The organism is Variovorax paradoxus NBRC 15149 (genome assembly GCF_001591365.1).
In the GTDB taxonomy this organism is placed as follows: Bacteria; Pseudomonadota; Gammaproteobacteria; order Burkholderiales; family Burkholderiaceae_C; genus Variovorax; species Variovorax paradoxus.
In genome coordinates this window covers 694,753-712,043 of sequence record NZ_BCUT01000002.1, presented here as the reverse complement: position 1 = coordinate 712,043, position 17,291 = coordinate 694,753, and the positions used below count along the sequence as shown (strand labels likewise).

The 17,291-nt window shown below is 68.1% G+C and carries 19 protein-coding genes; 2 read left to right on the top strand and 17 right to left on the bottom strand.

From position 1 onward, the window contains the following. Positions 1–18: 18 nt before the first annotated feature. The 4 genes from VPA02S_RS18185 to VPA02S_RS18170 all read right to left on the bottom strand — a co-directional run bounded on the left by VPA02S_RS18185 (position 19) and on the right by VPA02S_RS18170 (position 3,578). The gene (locus VPA02S_RS18185; protein ID WP_244883582.1) at positions 19–552 is read right to left on the bottom strand and encodes a c-type cytochrome; all 534 of its coding nucleotides are present in this window, start codon (positions 550–552) and stop codon (positions 19–21) included. Between the two features lie 554 nt (positions 553–1,106). Further along, positions 1,107–1,616: a GNAT family N-acetyltransferase gene (locus VPA02S_RS18180; protein WP_062365065.1), complete on the bottom strand. Its 510-nt coding sequence runs from the start codon at positions 1,614–1,616 to the stop codon at positions 1,107–1,109. Between the two features lie 129 nt (positions 1,617–1,745). After that, positions 1,746–2,348 carry a hypothetical protein gene (locus VPA02S_RS18175; RefSeq protein WP_062365064.1) on the bottom strand — a complete coding sequence of 201 codons (603 nt, stop codon included), beginning with the start codon at positions 2,346–2,348 and terminating at the stop codon, positions 1,746–1,748. 576 nt (positions 2,349–2,924) lie between these two features. Further along, on the bottom strand, positions 2,925–3,578 hold the full coding sequence (locus tag VPA02S_RS18170) for a glutathione S-transferase family protein (RefSeq protein ID WP_062365063.1): 654 nt from the start codon (positions 3,576–3,578) through the stop codon (positions 2,925–2,927). A gap of 128 nt (positions 3,579–3,706) precedes the next feature. Here VPA02S_RS18170 and VPA02S_RS18165 point away from each other — a divergent pair, with 128 nt between their 5' ends. Continuing rightward, the gene (locus tag VPA02S_RS18165; RefSeq protein WP_062365062.1) at positions 3,707–4,792 is read left to right on the top strand and encodes an alpha/beta fold hydrolase; all 1,086 of its coding nucleotides are present in this window, start codon (positions 3,707–3,709) and stop codon (positions 4,790–4,792) included. 101 nt (positions 4,793–4,893) lie between these two features. Continuing rightward, a complete protein-coding gene (locus VPA02S_RS18160) occupies positions 4,894–5,706 on the top strand; it encodes a class I SAM-dependent methyltransferase (protein WP_062365061.1) in 813 nt (270 codons plus the stop codon). Between the two features lie 33 nt (positions 5,707–5,739). Here VPA02S_RS18160 and VPA02S_RS18155 read toward each other — a convergent pair whose 3' ends face one another. The 13 genes from VPA02S_RS18155 to VPA02S_RS18095 all read right to left on the bottom strand — a co-directional run bounded on the left by VPA02S_RS18155 (position 5,740) and on the right by VPA02S_RS18095 (position 17,276). Further along, positions 5,740–6,570, bottom strand: a complete 831-nt coding sequence (locus VPA02S_RS18155; protein WP_062365060.1) for a methyltransferase domain-containing protein — start codon at positions 6,568–6,570, stop codon at positions 5,740–5,742. Positions 6,571–6,734: 164 nt separating this feature from the next. After that, entirely contained in the window at positions 6,735–7,739 is a 1,005-nt protein-coding gene (locus VPA02S_RS18150; RefSeq protein ID WP_015865827.1) for a Bug family tripartite tricarboxylate transporter substrate binding protein, read from the bottom strand. Positions 7,740–7,780: 41 nt separating this feature from the next. Beyond that, positions 7,781–8,962, bottom strand: coding sequence for a thiolase family protein (locus VPA02S_RS18145; RefSeq protein ID WP_062365059.1), 1,182 nt, complete (start codon positions 8,960–8,962; stop codon positions 7,781–7,783). Beyond that, on the bottom strand, positions 8,959–9,348 hold the full coding sequence (locus VPA02S_RS18140) for a Zn-ribbon domain-containing OB-fold protein (RefSeq protein ID WP_062365058.1): 390 nt from the start codon (positions 9,346–9,348) through the stop codon (positions 8,959–8,961). The genes VPA02S_RS18145 and VPA02S_RS18140 overlap by 4 nt, the downstream gene beginning before the upstream one ends. Next, positions 9,345–10,148 (bottom strand): enoyl-CoA hydratase/isomerase family protein, encoded by an 804-nt coding sequence (locus VPA02S_RS18135; protein ID WP_062365057.1) that lies wholly within the window; start codon positions 10,146–10,148, stop codon positions 9,345–9,347. Before VPA02S_RS18135 ends, VPA02S_RS18140 begins: the two co-directional genes overlap by 4 nt. Then, positions 10,145–11,836: a long-chain-fatty-acid--CoA ligase gene (locus VPA02S_RS18130; protein ID WP_062365056.1), complete on the bottom strand. Its 1,692-nt coding sequence runs from the start codon at positions 11,834–11,836 to the stop codon at positions 10,145–10,147. The genes VPA02S_RS18135 and VPA02S_RS18130 overlap by 4 nt, the downstream gene beginning before the upstream one ends. After that, entirely contained in the window at positions 11,833–12,999 is a 1,167-nt protein-coding gene (locus VPA02S_RS18125) for an acyl-CoA dehydrogenase family protein (protein ID WP_062365055.1), read from the bottom strand. The genes VPA02S_RS18130 and VPA02S_RS18125 overlap by 4 nt, the downstream gene beginning before the upstream one ends. Continuing rightward, on the bottom strand, positions 12,996–13,835 hold the full coding sequence (locus tag VPA02S_RS18120) for an SDR family NAD(P)-dependent oxidoreductase (protein WP_062365054.1): 840 nt from the start codon (positions 13,833–13,835) through the stop codon (positions 12,996–12,998). Before VPA02S_RS18120 ends, VPA02S_RS18125 begins: the two co-directional genes overlap by 4 nt. 21 nt (positions 13,836–13,856) lie before the next feature. Further along, the gene (locus VPA02S_RS18115) at positions 13,857–14,285 is read right to left on the bottom strand and encodes a MaoC family dehydratase (protein ID WP_062365053.1); all 429 of its coding nucleotides are present in this window, start codon (positions 14,283–14,285) and stop codon (positions 13,857–13,859) included. 8 nt (positions 14,286–14,293) lie between these two features. Next, positions 14,294–14,737: a MaoC family dehydratase N-terminal domain-containing protein gene (locus VPA02S_RS18110; RefSeq protein WP_062365052.1), complete on the bottom strand. Its 444-nt coding sequence runs from the start codon at positions 14,735–14,737 to the stop codon at positions 14,294–14,296. Then, entirely contained in the window at positions 14,734–15,918 is a 1,185-nt protein-coding gene (locus VPA02S_RS18105) for a lipid-transfer protein (RefSeq protein ID WP_174545086.1), read from the bottom strand. The genes VPA02S_RS18110 and VPA02S_RS18105 overlap by 4 nt, the downstream gene beginning before the upstream one ends. Positions 15,919–16,026: 108 nt before the next feature. Further along, a complete protein-coding gene (locus tag VPA02S_RS18100; protein WP_062365050.1) occupies positions 16,027–16,461 on the bottom strand; it encodes a PaaI family thioesterase in 435 nt (144 codons plus the stop codon). Next, positions 16,458–17,276: an SDR family oxidoreductase gene (locus VPA02S_RS18095; RefSeq protein ID WP_062365049.1), complete on the bottom strand. Its 819-nt coding sequence runs from the start codon at positions 17,274–17,276 to the stop codon at positions 16,458–16,460. The genes VPA02S_RS18100 and VPA02S_RS18095 overlap by 4 nt, the downstream gene beginning before the upstream one ends. Between the last annotated feature and the right edge of the window lie 15 nt (positions 17,277–17,291).

Below are 17,291 nucleotides of genomic sequence, written 5' to 3'. Positions count from 1 at the left end.
TGCGCCGATCCAGACCGGTCATCCGGGGAACTGCACCAACGGGCCGCCAGGCTTGTTGGCACCCGGCGGTACGAAAGCGGGCGCCGGGTCGCCACCGCGGCCCAGCGAGCGGGTGTAGGCGTAGATGGCCTTCAAGTCCGCGTCCGTCATCGGGCGCACGTTGAACCATGGCATGGGCGGGCGGGGTGTCATGGTGCGAGCATGCTTCACCCACTGCTGCTTGCTCATGTCGGCCATGAACAAGCGCAGGTTGACCGGATACGTCGTGCCCCAAGGGCCGGACCAGCCCAGGGCGTCGCCCGTCAACCACAGCTTTTCATCCACCTCACCGTTCTTTGCGGCGTAGCCGGGCGTGTGGCAATCATTGCAGCCCGCGACCATCACCAGATAGCGGCCGCGCTGGATCTCGCCCTTGTCTGCCTTCTGGCTGCTGGCTGTTTGCGCCCCTGCCAGGGCTGAGGACAGGAGGACGGTCAACACGGCGGTGGCGCGCGCGACGCGGCGAACCGGGCGAGCCATCAGGGCGGCATGTGGACTCATGCGATTCTTCATTGGCTGGCCCCCGGTTTGGCGTTCATGCCGAAGCAGGCATGGCACCACGGTAGCGATCGGTTCCGGACCGCGCATGGGCGCTTTGTCCTATTTCTGCCCAGGCGTTTTGTCATGGGTGGCTAACCACGCGCTGGCGCGACGATGCCGCGGCACCCACCCAAAAGCCGATGCACCGGAGGTCCTCGAGTTCACAGTAGCCGCGCAAGAGGGTGCAAGGAGCCGCCGGTGAACGGCAACATCACATCCAAAGTCGCGGCACTGCTGCTCGGCGCGGCCATCGGCAGGCCGGCTTTCGAGAAGGCCTGAGGTGATTCTGCAGAGGCGCTGGAGATGGTGTGAATCCTGCAGGTGATCCAACCAGCCAAGGAGTTCGATGCGCTCTAGGGCGGACGTCGAAGGCGTACTGCCCACGCCCGCACCCGGTCTCTTGGTCAGGCTCTCGAGGTAGATGGTGGGCGGCCGAATCGACCGACGGCTTTCTGGAGAACTGAAAGACTGGGCCAGGCCCACTGCGGTCCTGCTGAATACTCCGAAGCGGTCGTTCCATCAGGCGCTCATGCGGCTGTGCTTTCATTTTTGAGGCCAGTCTCGCACTGGTAAAGCGCTGCTACGTAGCCACTTTGTAGAGCCCGTTCGCCGACTTGAATGAATCCTCGTCTCTCGTAGTAGCGGCAAAGGGCGAAGTTCTTCTCATCGCAGTCCAGCCGAAGATACTGCCGGCCCTGCCGGGCTGCCTCCTGAACAGTCCAAGTCAGAACGTCCGCGCCTACAGCTTTGCCGTGAGCGCTTTCCTTGACGGCGAGCCCGTGCATGTAGGCCGCCACCGGCGGCTGCTTCCCCCAATAGTGCTCATCGTCCCACTGGAGGCGGAAGGTGCCGACGACATCGCAGTCGCTCAGGACGACGTACATTTCCTCTCTGTTGATTTGCTCCAGCACCTCTTGCTCGCTTGGACCGCGGCTGCCCCAGGCGAAATCGCCGCGCTGAAGTTTGTATTTCGTCGCGTCCGTCAACACGGAGACGATTTCAGCCGCATAGCCCACTGTCGCTTTGACTACCTGCATTTCAGTGTTTCTTTGCATCAACTTCACGTCACTCCTCCCCACCAAGTTCGCTGTCATTTAGCCCCGCCTCTCGAAGGCCTGCAGTTGGCCGTGAGGAGGCGTCTTGGTGATCGTCCTCATGCCGCGAACTCAGCAGTGCTGAACGAGAGTTGTGAACGCGTTCTTCGCCGGGTCATGAAAAACATACACCGCCGCCTCGTCATGAAAGTAGTCGGCGACAGGAAACTGCCCCAAGAAGACCAAAGGGCCAGCATCTCCGATGGGCCACGCTGGAGACTGCAACCAGCGCGGGGGCTGCTTGGCGTACTTGAACAGCTCCAAGATTCTCTGGCGCAGCCATGCCTTTCTCTGTTTGGAAGGTAGACATGGCGCGGCAGCGAGTAACGAGGCAAGGAACTTGACGTCCGCGTCCAGCCAGCGCGGCTGGGCATCGAGCAGCAGCGCATATTCCGCCGTTGCGGCCCCGTCCAGCGTTGTCGTCATTCCGTGCTTCTGGAGCAACGAGACCAACACGTCCTTTGCGCTGAGCACGTGGCCTGGGTCGCTGAGGTCGATTCCAATCAGGTAGTGGAACAGCGTTGTCCCCGTTTGGCAAAATCGGGGAGCGCTCTCTGCCGAGAGCAATGTTTCAATCTCCGGATCGTTGTAGAGCTGTTGCTCGAACTCAGGCACCGGGGTTTTGCCAGAGGCGAAGTCGCTCAGTCGTTGCAGGGCTTCAGTTGATGGAGGCATTTTCGAAGGCTTCTAGATTGGCATGCGCCGCGAACGACCGGTCTCGCGGAATTGGTGGCAATTGGCTGAATGACTGCATATGGCCGGCTGAAGCACGTTACTGGAGAACAGCATCTTGCTTTTCCTCAGCAGAGGCGGCCAGGGCCTCCTCGAGTATTTGGAACACGTCGCCTCCGGTGCTCGACACGAAGTAGTTGCCAAGGCTCGCCGTTACTCCGACTGCCATCAGCGCTCCTCGTGAACCGGCATCGCGTCTTGCGTCGCCTTCTATGACTGCTATCGGGTGCATTCTGCCTCGGAGCCGTACGGCCGGTTCTGGCCGACCGTAGCCGGTCGCAACGTCCAGAGCTTCAGGCCCATTGCCGTCCTTCGAATCCGCAAGGCACTAATGCCTTCTTGTGCTCGACGGAGCGCGCAGGCCGCAGAGCCGCGCATGCCACTTGTCGCAATTCGCTCTCTAGGCGGCCCGTCTTGCAGTGTCTGCGTCAGCATTGGAAATTGTTCCTGGTGGCAAGTGCTTTCGAAAGCGAGAAGACCATCAGAACTGGCGGCGACAAGTTGACGCAGCCTTCCAGGTCAGCTCGCCGGCAACGGCGCAGCGTTGACCGCCAGCTGCGCGGCGAATGCCCGCTGGTAGGCCGGCCGCGCTTCGCCGCGAGCGACATAGGCGGCCAGGCTGGGAAACTCGTTCAGCAGGCCGGAGGGCCGAAGCCGCAGCAGCACCGACACCATCAGCAGGTCGCCCGCGCTGAAGCCGCCGTCGAGCCATTCCGCATCTCCCAGGCGCGCGGACAGCTGGTTCATTCGGGCGCGCACCCGGTCTTCCACGAGGGGCATGCGCTCGGCCTTCCAGGGCTTGTCGCCCTCCATCAGCTTGACCGTGACGAGTTCGAGGATGGGAAGCTCGACCGTATTGAGTGCCGCGAACATCCACGTGATGGCGCGCGCCCTTGCGTTGGCATCGGCGGGGAACAGGCCCGGGTGGCGCTCTGCGATGTGCATCACGATGGCGCCGGTCTCGAACAGCGCGAGCTCGCCTTCCTCATAGGTGGGGATCTGGCCGAAGGGATTCAGCGCCAGATGCGCGGCCTCCTTCATCGCGCGGAAGGACACCAGGCGCACCTGGTAGGGCAGGCCGGCTTCTTCCAGCGCCCAGCGCACGCGCGTGTCGCGCGCCAGGCCCTTGCCGCCATCGGGCGAGCGTTCAAACGCGGTGATGGTGATGGTCATGGTGAGTGTCCTTTCGGCGTATGGCAGGAAGCGCCGGCGCCATTCTCAGCGAGGCCGCTCGGAAGATAGTTCACGGCGCGGCAGATGCGGCTTTCACGGTAAATTGTGCTCAAACCAAAGGAGACCGCATGCCCGCCATTCCGCACTTCAACCGCTTCGCCTTGCGAGCCGCCCTGTACTCCTGCCTCGCGATGCTCGCCCTGTCGAGCCGGGCCGCCGACTACCCGGCGCCGAAGGAGGGCAGCTGGATTGCCAAGGACTTTCGCTTTCACACCGGCCAGGTCATGCCGGAACTGCGCCTGAACTACATCACCATTGGCGCACCCAGCGGCGAGCCGGTGCTGATCCTGCATGGAACGGCCGGCTCGGCGGCCAGCATGCTGACGCCCGCATTTGCCGGCGAACTGTTCGGCGTGGGTCAGCCGCTGGATGCCACCCGCTACTACATCATCATTCCCGACGGCCTGGGAACCGGCAAGTCGGCCCGCCCCTCGGATGGCCTGCGCGCCAGCTTTCCCCGCTACAACTACGACGACATGGTGGACGCACAGTACCGGCTCGTCACCGAACACCTTGGCGTCAAGCACCTGCGGGCGATCATCGGCAATTCGATGGGAGGCATGCATGCCTGGGTGTGGGGCGTGAAGCACCCCGACGCCATGGACGCGCTGGTGCCGATGGCGTGCCAGCCGACCGAGATGTCCAGCCGCAACTGGATGATGCGCCGGCTGCTGACCGAGTCCATCCGCAGGGATCCGGAGTGGAACAACGGCAACTACACCACCCAGCCTCGCAGCGCCCAGTTGGCCTCCGTGTTCTTCGCCACCGCCACCAGCGGCGGCAACCTGGCGATGTACAAGGCCGCGCCGACGCGTGCCCAGGCCGACAAGCTGCTGGAGACGCGCCTGGGTGCGCCCTTCACTGCGGATGCAAACGACATCCTCTACCAATGGGAGGCGTCCGCCGACTACAACCCGTCCCCCGGGCTGGAGCGCATCCAGGCGACCGTGCTCGCCATCAACGCGGCCGACGACGAACGCAACCCGCCTGAGACCGGCATCATGGAACGCGAAATGAAGCGCGTGAAGAATGGCCGCTATTACCTGATTCCGGCCAGCGACCGAACCACCGGGCACGGAACCACGGGCCAGGCCACGTGGTGGAAGGCGCAGCTTGCGGAACTGCTGCAAAAGGCGCCAAGACCAGGGCTGTAGAAAACCGGCAGGCCCACCGGCGTTGACGCAGCCATCGGCCGAGGCATAGCATCGGCCTGCACGGCACTCTTGCATACGTCAGGCCGTGCGGAGGGATTGCCATGAGCACCACGTCCTCGACCTTCGTCGCCGCCGACGGCGACGGCTATGAACGGCTGATGGGCCGCTGGAGCCGCCTTCTTGCGCTGCCTTTCCTCGACTTTGTCGGCACCGCGGACGGCGACCGCATCCTCGACGTCGGATGCGGCACCGGCCACCTGACCTTTGCCGTGGCCCGCCGCACCGGCGCCGGCGAAATGCGGGGCGTGGACATCGCGCTGCCCTACATCGAGCATGCCAGGCGCCACAACGAGGATGCGCGCATCGTCTTCGAGGTGGGCGATGCCTGTTCGCTGCCGTATCCGGCGCAAAGCTTCGACCGCGTGCTCTCGCTGCTGGTGCTGCACTTCGTGCCGGAGCCGGGCAAGGCCATTGCCGAGATGCGCCGCGTCGCCCGGCCCGGCGCGGTGGTCGGTGCGGCGGTGTGGGATGCGCGCGGCGGCTGGGTCTCCAACCGCATGTTCTTCGACACCGCCGCCATGCTCGACCCCGAGGCCGGCGCCCGCCGCGCCCGCAACTACACGCGGCCCCTCACGCGGCCCGGTGAACTGGCCCGGGCCTGGCGCGACGCGGGGTTCAAGGGCGTGGAAGAAACGACGCTCGCCATCCGGATGGAGTTTGCCTCGTTCGCCGACTACTGGGCGCCCTTCGAGGGCAAGGACGGGCCCGGCGTGGAATACGTCGCGACGCTCGATGCGGATGCGCGCTCCAGGCTGCGCGAGGCGGTCGAGGCGGCCTACCTCGACGGCGAAGCCGATGGCGCGCGCTCCTATGCCGCACTCGCCTGGGCCGTCAAGGGCACGGCGCCGGCGTAGCCGCAGCGGCTGCACTCCATTGTTGGGCGCCGCCTATTTCCTTGCGACAACTTGTCCAAGAACTATCCGCCCTTCCTGGAGATTTCGCCCCTGATTTTGTGCCATCGCCTGAAAGTCGGCCCCGAGGAGCAGATGGAATCCAAGCGGCGGAAAGCCTTCCTTGCGGATCTTCTCGGCCAGGGACACAAACCACGTGCGCGCTGCCTCGGTCGTGTCCATCCAGTCGGAAATCGTGAATCCAGCGTTCTCGAGAAGCCCGCGCAACTCGTCCGGCTGCACGAGGAAGCTCGTATCCGGCGTGCGCGCCCACGGGACGGGAAACAGGACCGGTCCGGAAGGGCCGGCCAATACGTCGTAGATGGCGAGCGTGCCGCCCGGCTTCAGAACCCGGTGCATCTCCTTGTACAGCCGGAGTTTGTCTGGAATGTTCATGGCCACGTGCTCCGTCCAGACGACATCGAACACGCCGTCATCAAACGGCAGGTGGGTGGCATCACCCTGGCGATAATCGACCAGGTCCGCCAGGCCGACCTTGGCAGAGAGCATTGCAGCGGCGCGGCAGTATTCGTCTGTGAGGTCAATGCCGGTGACGTGGCAACCGAATTCCCTTGCAAGGCAGCGCGAAGTTCCGCCAACACCGCTGCCGACATCGAGCACACGCTTGTTCGCATCGAGACCCGCGGCCCGGGCGAGCTCCAGCGTCGCAGCCCGGCCCCGGATATGAAACTCGTCGACGGGTGCCAAGTCTTCCGGCGTGAGGCGGTCCAGGTCTTTGCCCGCCTTTTCCAGGGCCGCCAGAATCACGCTTCCCACATCCGGCCGGCCGTAATGCGCCTGGATGGCTTGGTTGACTCGATTCGGCATAGAAAGCCTCCAGTACCTGTTGGCGTTGTCCAGCGAATGAAAGGGACCTTTGCGTCCCGAACCGCGTGGCGGCGAACGGCGACAAGGCTGCTGATCCCGAGCCTGCGTCGACGTTGCCATGCAGCATCTTGCGCCACCTCACGCCGCGCTGCAACGGCTCGCGCTCACTGCGCCAGGCGGATGTTCGCGTCCTTGATGATCTTCGCGTAGATGGCCGCATCGGCGCGCACCACCTTCTGGAACGCTTCGGGCTTGCCGCCGGCCACCTGCAGGCCCAGCGCCTCGATCTTGGCGCTCACGTCGGGCAGGTGCACGATGCGGTCGATCTCGTCGGACAGCTTCTGCACCACCGGCGCGGGCGTGGCGGCGGGCAGGAACACGCCGAACCAGCCGTAGGGGTCGAAGGAGTGAAAGCCCAGCTCGGCAAAGGTGGGCACGTCGGGCAGGCCGGGCATGCGCTGCGTGCCGGTCACGGCCAGCGGGCGCATCGACTTGAGATGCGGGCGCGCGGTGGCGCTGTCGATGAAGGCCGAGGCGAGCTGGCCGCCCACCAGGTTGGTGACCAGCGGCGCGGCGCCCTGGAACGGCACGTGCACCAGGTCGATGCCGGCCTGCATGTTCAAGAGCGCGCCCTGGATGTGCGACGAAGTGCCGGCGCCGTAGCTGCCGAAGTTGTACTTGCCGGGGCTCTGCTTCACCATGGCGATGAAGTCCTTGAGGTTCTTTGCGGGCGAATCGAGCGGCACGGCCAGCATGCTGGGGCTGCGCGCAATCATAGTGACGGGCGCGAAGTCCTTCAGCGGGTCGTAGGCGAGCTTGTCCATGAGCGGCGGCTGCTGGATCAGCGCGGTGATGGCGATGAGCAGCGTGTGGCCGTCGGCCGGCGCCTTGGCGACGAAGCCGTTGCCGATGGTGCCGCCCGCGCCGGGGCGGTTCTCCACCAGCACAGTCTGCCCCCAGGCCTCCTGCAGCTTCTGGCCGATGGTGCGCGCCAGCGCGTCGGTGGCGCCGCCGGCGGGGTAGGGCACGATCAGCTTGAGCGGCTGGCTCGGATAGGCGGAGTGCGCGGCCGTTTGCGTGGCTGTTTGTGCCAAGGCCGGCGCGCTGAGCAGAAGCGCCAGGCCTGCGGCCGCGCAGAGCCTTCGTACCAGCATCGATGTCGTCTTCATGGGCTTGTCTCCTCTTCGGGGGTGGAATAACTCGGCTCGACTCAACGCAGCGCTTCGGCCGTGCCCAGGATCGCGGTGGCCTGGCTCGACAGCATGCCGCCGTTGCCATGCGCGAGCGCGGTCTGCGCGTTCTTCACCTGGCGCTCGCCGCATTCGCCGCGCAACTGCCGCACGGCCTCGATGAGCGCGAAGATGCCGTACATGCCGGGATGCACGCACGACAGCCCGCCGCCGTTGGTGTTCACGGGCAGCCGGCCGCCGGGGGCAATGGCGCCGTCGGCCACGAAGCGGCCGCCTTCACCCTTGGGGCAGAAGCCCAGGTCTTCGAGGAACAGCAGCGTGTTGATGGTGAAGGCGTCGTACAGCTGCACCACGTCCATGTCCGCGGGTGCGAGCCCGGCCATCGCGAAGGCCTCGCGGCCCGACTGGCGGGCCGCCGTGACGGTGAGGTCCGCCATCGAGGAGATCTGCCGGTTCCACACCGCCGTGGCGTTGCCCAGCACATAGACCGGCTTCCTCGGCAGGTCCCTCGCGCGCTCGGCGCCCACCAGCACGCAGGCACCGGCGCCATCGGTGACCAGGCAGCAGTCGCGCACGCCCAGCGGGTCCGACACCATGCGGGCGCCCAGCACGTCTGCGCGCGTGAGCGGCTCGCGCATGAAGGCCTCGGGGTTGAGCCCGGCCCAGGCGCGCGCGGCCACCGCCACGTCGGCCAGCTGCTCGCGCGTGGTGCCGAATTCGTGCATGTGGCGCGACGCCGCCAGCGCGTAGGCCGACACCGGCAGCATCGGCTCGTAAGGATGCTCGTAGGGCTGCGGGTCGAGAAAGCGGCGCGCCGCCACGATCTCTCTCCGGCCGAAGGCGGCGCTGCGCTGCGCGCTGCCGTAGCAGATGAGCACCGCGCTGCACTGGCCCGAACGGATGGCCTGCATCGCGGGCAGCAGGTGCGCGATGAAGCTGCTGCCGCCCAGCATGGTGCCGTCGATGTAGCGCGGGTTGAGGCCCAGGTATTCGACCACCGGCAGCGTCCACATCGCGGCCGAGGCGCTGGCGGTGCAGAGGCCGTCGATGTCGCGCATCTGAAGGCCCGCATCCGCCACGGCCGCGCGCGCGGCGCGCGCCAGCAGTTCCATGTCGGTGAAGCCCGGCGCCTCGCCGCAGCCGAAGGTGGCGGCGCCGGCGATGGCCGCGCTGCCGCGCAAGGCCTTGAGTTCCGCGCTCATCGAGCGGCTCCTTCGACGGCTTCGAACAGCACCAGGCCGCGGCCGTCCTTCACCTGCACCCGCGCGCGGACGCGCTGGCCGATGCGCACTGCTTCGGGCGCGAGGTTCTCGATGCGGCTCATGAGCCGCACGCCTTCGTCGAGATCGACCAGGCTCACGTTGAGGTCGCCGCCGTCGGCCGGCTTGCGCCGCACGGTCGTCACGGCATGCACGGTGCCCAGGCCGCCAGGCGCCTTCCATTCGAGCGCCGTGCCGCCGCAGTGCGGGCAGCTTTCGCGCGGGTAGTAGACGTGGCGGCCGCAGTCGCCGCAGCGCTGCAGCAGGAAGCGGCCGGCGTCCAGCTCGCGCTGGTGGAAGGCCTGCGCGCCGAGGCGGTGGTCGTTCATCGGGCTTGCTCCTTGTGGGCCGGCCACTGGAAGGGCAGCGGCTTCTTGTCGAGGAAATGGTTCGCCGCCTCGCGGTGCTCGGCACTGCCGAAGGCCAGCGCCTGCACGTTCGCCTCGGTGTCGAGCAGCGCGGCCAGCGCGCCCGCATCGCCGGTGGCGCGCTTCACCAGGCTCACGGCCAGGGGCGAGGCGCCGGCAAAGCTTTCGGCCAGCGCCAGCGCGCGCGGCAGCAGCTGCGCGGGTTCGTGCAGTTCCATCGCAATGCCGAGCTCGAGCGCCTCGGCCGCGCCGACCTCGCGCGCCGACAGCATCAGCTCGCGTGCGCGCTGCGCGCCCACCACGCGCGGCAAGGTGTAGAAGGCGCCGCAGTCCGGCACCAGGCCGAGCTTGAGAAACGACATGCAGAAGCGCGCGCGCGGGCTCGCAAGCACGAAGTCGGCCGCGAGCGCCAGGCTGAAGCCCGCGCCGTAGGCCGCGCCATCGACCGCGGCGATCACGGGCTTGTCGAGCAGGATCAGCTCGCTGAACCAGCGCTGCGTGGCCTGCATGCGCTCGCGCCAGCCGGCGTTGTCGAGCTTTGCATCGGCAATGCCGCGCAGGTCGCCGCCTGAGCAGAACTGGCCGTTGGCGCCGGCCAGCACCAGCGCGCGCACCTCGGGGTCGCCGCGCACCTGCGCGATGGCCCGTGCGAGTTCCTCGCGCATGGCGGGGGCGAGCGCGTTGCGGTTGGCGGGCGTGTCCAGCGTCAGCAGCGCGGTGCTGCCGTGGCGCTCGCAGCGCAGTGCGGTGAAGCCGTTCATGGGTGTGCTTGCTTCTGGGCAGCGGCGCGCTGCGCTTCCTGCAGTTCGCGCCAGAGGATCTTTCCGGTGCCGGACTTCGGCAGGCTCTCGAGAAACTCGACCACGCGCGGCGCCTTGTAGACGGCCATGCGCTCGCGGCACCAGGCGACGATGTCCTCTTCGGCGACGTGGCCGCGCTCCTGGGGCTTGAGCACCACCAGCGCCTTGACCGATTCGCCGCGCCTGCCGTCGGGCACCGCGATCACGCAGGCCTCGTGGATGGCCGGATGCTCGTACATCGCGTTCTCCACCTCGGTGGGCCAGACCTTGTAGCCGGAGGCGTTGATCATTCGCTTGAGCCGGTCGCGCAGGAAGAAGTAGCCGTCCTCGTCCATCGACGCCAGGTCGCCGGTGCGAAAGAAGCGCCGGCCGCCGATCTCGACGAAGGCCTCGCGGTCAGCCTCCGGGTTGCGCCAGTAGCCCTTCATGAGCTGCGCGCCGCGCGTGACCAGTTCGCCCACCTCGCCAGGCGGCAGCTCCTCGAACGTGACCGGATCGACGATGCGCGAATCCACGCCCTGCGTCGGCATGCCCAGGCACTGGCGCTTGCCGCGCGCGGGCGGGTTGGCGTGCAGGAAGGACGCGGTCTCCGTCAGGCCGTAGCCTTCGTTGTACGAGAGGCCGTGGCGCTGCAGGAGCATGGCGGCCACCGCCTCGGGCATCGCGGCGCCGCCGCCCGAGAGCAGCGCCAGGCTCGAGAGGTCGCGCCGCTCGGCTTCGGCGTGGGAGAACAGGTCGATCACCATCGCCGGCGGCGCCGACCAGGCGGTGACCGCATGGCGCTCGATCAGGCGGGCGGCCATGGCCGGGTCCCAGCGCGGCATCATCACCGCGGTGGCGCCCAGGAACATCGGCAGGTTCATGCCGTTCTGCAGGCCCAGCATGTGAAAGAGCGGCGCGACGGCCAGCGTGACCGTCTCCACATGCAGCTGCTTCCACACCGCCGAGGAAGCGAGCGAAGCCAGCAGCGTGGCATGGGTGTGCATGCAGCCCTTGGGATGGCCGGTGGTGCCCGAGGTGTAGGGCAGCACGGCCAGGTCGTCGGGCGACAGGGCCAATGCCGCGGGCGCGAGGCCGAGCGCGATCGCTTGCTCGAAGCCGTGCAGGCGCGGGTCGTCGAGCGGCGCGCGCGGCGCCGTGACCCAGCCGGGCAGCGCGTCGTCGCTCGCCGACGCATCGACGGCGTCGGCATAGGCATGGACGAGCGCGGCGCGCAGCTCGCCTTCGCCTTCGCCGAATGCGAGCGCGGGCAGCAGCTCCTGCGCGACGAGGGCGATGCGCGCACCGCTGTCTGCCGCGTAGTGCCGCACCTCCGCGGCCTTGCTCATCGGGTTCACCGGCACCACCACGGCGCCGGCGCGCAGCACGGCGTAGAAGGCCGCCACGAACTGCGGGCAGTTCTGGCTCGCGAGCAGCACGCGGTCGCCGGGCGCGACACCCAGGCGCTGCTGCAGGTAGCCGGCCAGCGCGTCGACGCGTTCGCGCAGCTGCGCATAGGAGGTGGCCGCGCCGCAGTAGACGATGGCCGGCTTGCCGGGGTAGCGGCGCGCCGCGGTGTCCAGGTAGTCGGGCAGCGTGGCGCGCGGCACGCGCAGCTCGCGCGCCACGCCCTTGGGCCAGAAGCGGAAGTGGGGAGGCCTGGCGTTCATTGCTTTTCCATCGCCCGCGCGATGATTTCCTTCATCACCTCGTTGGCGCCGCCGTAGATGCGGCCGACGCGCACATCGGCATAGAGCCGCGCGATGGGGTATTCGTTCATGAAGCCGTAGCCGCCGTGCAGCTGCAGGCATTCGTCGACGATGCGGCAGCAGGCGTCGGTGGTCCACCACTTGGCCATGGCGGCCGTCGGCACGTCGAGCTCGCCCTGCATCAGGCGTGCGATGCAGTCGTCGACGAAGGCGCGCGCCACCTGCGCCTGCGTCTCGCACTCGGCCAGCTTGAAGCGGGTGTTCTGCATCTTCAGGAGCGGCTCGCCGAACACCTGGCGGTCTCGCACGTAGCCGAGCGTGTCGCCGATGGCGCGCTGCATGGTCGCGACCGCGCCGACCGCGATCAGCAGGCGCTCGCGCGGCAGCTGCTGCATGAGCTGCGCGAAGCCGCGGCCATCTTCGCCGCCCAGCAGGTGGTCGGCCGGCACGCGCACGTCGTCGAAGAACAGTTCGGTGGTGTCGAGCGTCTTCTGGCCCATCTTGTCGAGCAGCGGACCACGCCGGAAGCCCGCCGTGCCCTCGGTCTCGACCATCAGCAGCGAGATGCCCTTGCCGCCGGCCGCCGCATCGGTCCTGGCCGCGACGCAGACCAGGCCCGCGTGCATGCCGTTGGTGATGAAGGTCTTGCTGCCGCTGATGCGCCAGTGGCCGCCGTCGCGCCGTGCCTGCGTCTTGATGCGCTGCAGGTCGGTGCCGGCGCCGGGCTCGGTCATGGCGATGGCCGCCACCAGCTCGCCGCTGGCCATGCGCGGCAGCCAGCGCTGCTTCTGCGCCTCGGTGCCGTAGGCCAGCAGGTAATGGGCGACGATGCCGCTGTGCACGTTGTTGCTGAAGCCCTGCGCCATGGCGCGCATCTGCTCCTCGCAGATCACCGCCTCGTGCAGGAAGCTGCCGCCGCCGCCGCCATATTCTTCGGGGATGCTGGCGCACAGCAGCCCGGCCGCACCGGCCTTGGTCCAGATCTCGCGGTCGGCATGGTGCTGCGCGCGCCAGCGCGGCTCGTGGGGAACGCATTCGCGCTCGAAGAAGCGGCGCGCGCTGGTGCGCAGCATCTCGAGTTCTTCGTTCATCCACGGCCGCGTGGCGACGGCCCCGCCGGTCATGGCCGCCCGCCTCCGCAAACCAGCACCTGGCCGCTCACGTAGTTCGACTCCGGAATGCAGAACAGGTAGACCGCGCCCGCCGCCTCCTGCGGCGTGCCGCCGCGGCCGAGCGGGATCAGCGCCTCGGCATTCTTGAGGATCTGCGGGTTGACACCGACCTTGATCTGCCGGCCCTCGATGTCGATGCTCGCGCCCGCGCTGGCATCGGCTTCGGTCAGCCGGGTCTTGATCAGGCCGAAGGCCACGCTGTTGACCGTGACCTTGTAGCGGCCCCATTCCTTGGCCATGGCCTTGGTCAGGCCGTTGATGCCGGCCTTGGCGGCCGCGTAGTTGGCCTGGCCCGCGTTGCCGTACACGCCCGAGGTGGACGAGATGTTGACCACCTTGCGGAACACCTCGCGGCCTTCGTCGGCTTCGCGCCTGGCCGCATCGCGGATGAAATTGGAGGCCGCGCGCAGGATGCGGAACGGCGCCGTGAGGTGCACGGCCAGCATCGCTTCCCACTGCTCGTCGCTCATCTTCTGCACCACGTTGTCCCAGGTGTAGCCGGCGTTGTTGACGACGATGTCCAGGCCGCCGTAGCTGTCGACCGCGGTGCGCACGAAGCGGTCGGCAAAGCCGGCGTCCGTCACGCTGCCGGCGCAGGCGATGGCGCTGCCGCCCGCGGCCACGATGTCATTGACGGTCTGCGCGGCGGGTCCGGCATCGAGATCGTTGATGACCACGCGCGCGCCGTCGCCCGCGAGCTTGAGCGCGATCTCGCGCCCGATGCCGCGGCCGGAGCCGGAGACGATGGCGACCTTGCCTTCGAGTTTTCTGTGGGTGCTGCTGTTCATGGGTTGTCTCCTCGGGATGTGTCAGGGCCAGGCGACCAGTGCCTCGGCGCTCAGCTTGGCGATGCCATCGTGGTTGGCCGTCATGAGCTTCAGCCGCACGCTGCGCCGGCCCTCGTGCTCGAACTTCTCGGCCACCGTGCCGGTGCAGCGGATGCGCTCGCCCACCTGGGTGATGGCGGCAAAGCGCAGGTCGAGCGAGCGGATCGCCGGCTGCGGCACCCAGTGGGTCAGCAGCCGCGCGAGCCAGGCCGCCGACAGCATGCCGTGCGCGAACACGTCGGGCATGCCGGCGGATCTGGCGAAGTCGATGTCGACGTGGATCGGGTTGTGGTCGCCCGAGGCACCGCAGTACAGCGCCAGGTCGAGCCGGCGGATCGGCGGCAATTCGAGCGGGGGCAGGGCGTCGCCGGGCTGCAGTGCGTTCCAGTCGGGAAGGGTGGCGGTGGTCATGGCGAGCCTCATGAGTTGCGGACGACGGTCACGCAGCGCAGCTCGGCCACGAGCTCATCGCGCTGGTTGCTGACGGCGGTCTTGCGCACGACGAATTCGAGCGCGCCGTTCTTCTTGTCGTAGATGTCCTCGATGCGCTGGCGGAAGGTGAGCGTGTCGCCCGCGTAGGCCATCGCGTGGTAGCTGAAGCCCTGCTCGCCGTGCAGCAGGCTGCGGTAGTCCATGCCCAGCAGCTCGCGGATGGCGGCCGGGTTGGGCGCCTCCATCTCCAGGCAGAAGAGAAAGGTGGGCGGCACCGGCAGGCCCGGATACCCCGCATCGTGCGCGACGGCCTCGTCGATGTAGACGGGATCGGTCTGGCCCGTGGCCTTGGCGAAGAAGCGCAGGCGGCCTTTTTCCACTTCCACCTGGAAGGGCGGGAGCTGGTGGCCGATGTGGCGGCGGTCGATCATCTGGATTGATAGAGCGTGACCACGCAGGCGCCGCCCAGGCCCAGGTTGTGCTGCAGCGCGAGGCGCGCGCCTTCGACCTGGCGCTGCTCGGCCCGGCCGCGCAATTGCCACACCAGCTCCGCGCACTGCGCAAGGCCGGTGGCGCCGAGCGGATGGCCCTTGGACAGCAGGCCGCCCGAAGGATTGGTTACCACGCGCCCGCCGTAGGTGTTGTCGCCCTCGACGATGAAGCGCTCGGCCGTGCCCTCGGGCGTGAGGCCCAGCGCCTCGTAGGTGATGAGCTCGTTGGCGGTGAAGCAGTCGTGCAGCTCCACCACGTCGAGCTCCTCGGGGCCGATGCCGGCGTCCTCGTACACCTGGCGGGCCGCGGCGGCGGTCATGTCGTAGCCGACCAGCTTGCGCATGTCCTTGCTCTCGAAGGTGGAGGGCGTGTCGGTGGTCATGGCCTGCGCGGCGATCACCACGCGCATGTCGAGTCCGTGCTTCTCTGCGAACTCGGCCGAGCAGACGATGGCCGCGGCCGCGCCGCAGGTGGGCGGGCAGCACTGGAAGCGCGTGAGCGGATCGAACACCAGCGGCGAGGCCATCACCTCGTCGAGCGTGAGCGTCTGGCGGAACACCGCGAGCGGGTTGCGCGCGGCATGCTGGCGCGCCTTCACCGAGATGCGGCCGAAGGTATCGCGGCGGATGCCGTGCTGAGCGATGTAGTCGCGGCCGGCACCGCCGAAGAACTGCGCGGCGCGCGGCGCTTCGGGCACGTAGCCCTGCTTCTCGGCCATGACATCGGCGAAGCGCGCCATCGGCGAAGGCCGGTCGTCGTAGGCGCCCTTGAGCGCGCCGGGCTGCATCTGCTCGAAGCCGAGCGCGATCGCGCATTCGACCATGCCGCTCTCGACCGCCTGGCGCGCGAGGAACAGCGCGCTGGAGCCGGTGGAGCAGTTGTTGTTGAGGTTGAAGACCGGAATGCCGCTCAGGCCGACACCGTAGATGGCGGCCTGCCCCGCGGTGGAGTCGCCGTAGACATAGCCGACATAGGCCTGCTGCACCAGCGCGTAGTCGACGCCGGCATCGTCGAGCGCGAGCCTGGCGGCGCGCGCACCCATCACGGTGTAGGGGTCGCTGGCGCCGGGCTTGGTGAAGGGGATCATGCCCACGCCGACCACATGGACGGGGCGCTGCATACGTGTCATGGAAACTCCTGGATGAGACGCGGTGACGATGGATGAAGTCTCCGCCGCTGCGCAGGCTTCAACAATCGCGGATCGGCCCAAAACGATTGGCCGAAACGCTCAAGCCGGGTCGCGGTAGCGGAAGGTACCCATCGCACGCGCCGCCACCTCGCCGCTGGCATCGGTGACGGTGGCCTCGCAAAAGCACACCGAACGCCCGCCGCCCGTGGCGCGCCCTTGCGCCTGCAGCAGCCCGCCCGCGGGCCGCATGAAGGCGATGTGCATGTCGACCGTGACGACCTCGCGTGCATAGCCGACGCGCGAGAGCGCGGCATGCGCCATGGCGCTGTCGAGCAGGGTCATCAGCACGCCGCCGTGGCCGCTCGCGTGGTTGTTCAGCAGTTCGGGGCGCAGCACCACCGACACCCGCGATTCGCCGCCTTCCGCATGCTCGAGCCTGAGCCCGAGGTGCTCGGAAAAGGGCACATGGCGCTGCGGTCCGCTGCGCGGCCGGCCGTCGCCTTCCTGCGGCGCGCTCGCAAGGTGCAGGCTCATGGCGCGGACCCCCGCTTCGACGCGGCAGCTGCCGCCGTGAAGTCGCGCGGCCCGGTCAGCGCAAGGCCGCCGTCCACGGGAATGACGGCGCCCGTGATGTAGGAGCCCCAGTCGCTCGCGAGCATCATCGCCATGCGGCTGATGTCCTCGATGCGGCCCAGCCGCTTGAGCGGCACGCGATCGGCCATCGCGGCCAGGGTGCCTTCGGTGGGCGCGAGCCGCTTCAGGCCCTCGGTGTCGGCGATCGGCCCGGGCACGATGGAGTTGATGCGGATGCCCTGCGGGCCCCACTCGAGCGCGAGCACCTGCGTCAGCATGTCGACACCCGCCTTGGCCGCGCACACGTGGGCCTGGAAGGGCGTGGGCGTGAAGGCCTGGCCGGCCGAGATCTGGATCACGCAGGCGCCGGGCCGGCGCAGGTGCGCATGCGCGAGCCGCGCGACGTTGAAGCTGCCCAGCAGGTCGATGTCGACCACCGTCTTGAAGGCATTGGGCGACATGTCGAGCGCGCTCGCAAGAAAGTTGCCCGCGGCGCCCGAGACCAGCACGTCGATGGGGCCGAAGCGCTCGGCGCCCTGCGCGAAGGCGCGTTCCAGTGCCTCTGGCTGGCGCACGTCGGCCGCAATGCCCAGTGCCTGCGTGCCGAGCGCCTCGAGCTGCCGCGCCGCCGCGGCCACCTTGTCGGCCGAGCGGCTGAGCACCGTGAGGCGCGCACCGGCGCGCGCAAAAGCCTGTGCGATGCCGAAGTTGATGCCGCTGGAGCCGCCGGCCACGGCCACGTGGCGGCCCGAGAAATCGAAGGCGGAAAAGTCCATGGGGTTCATCGCTGC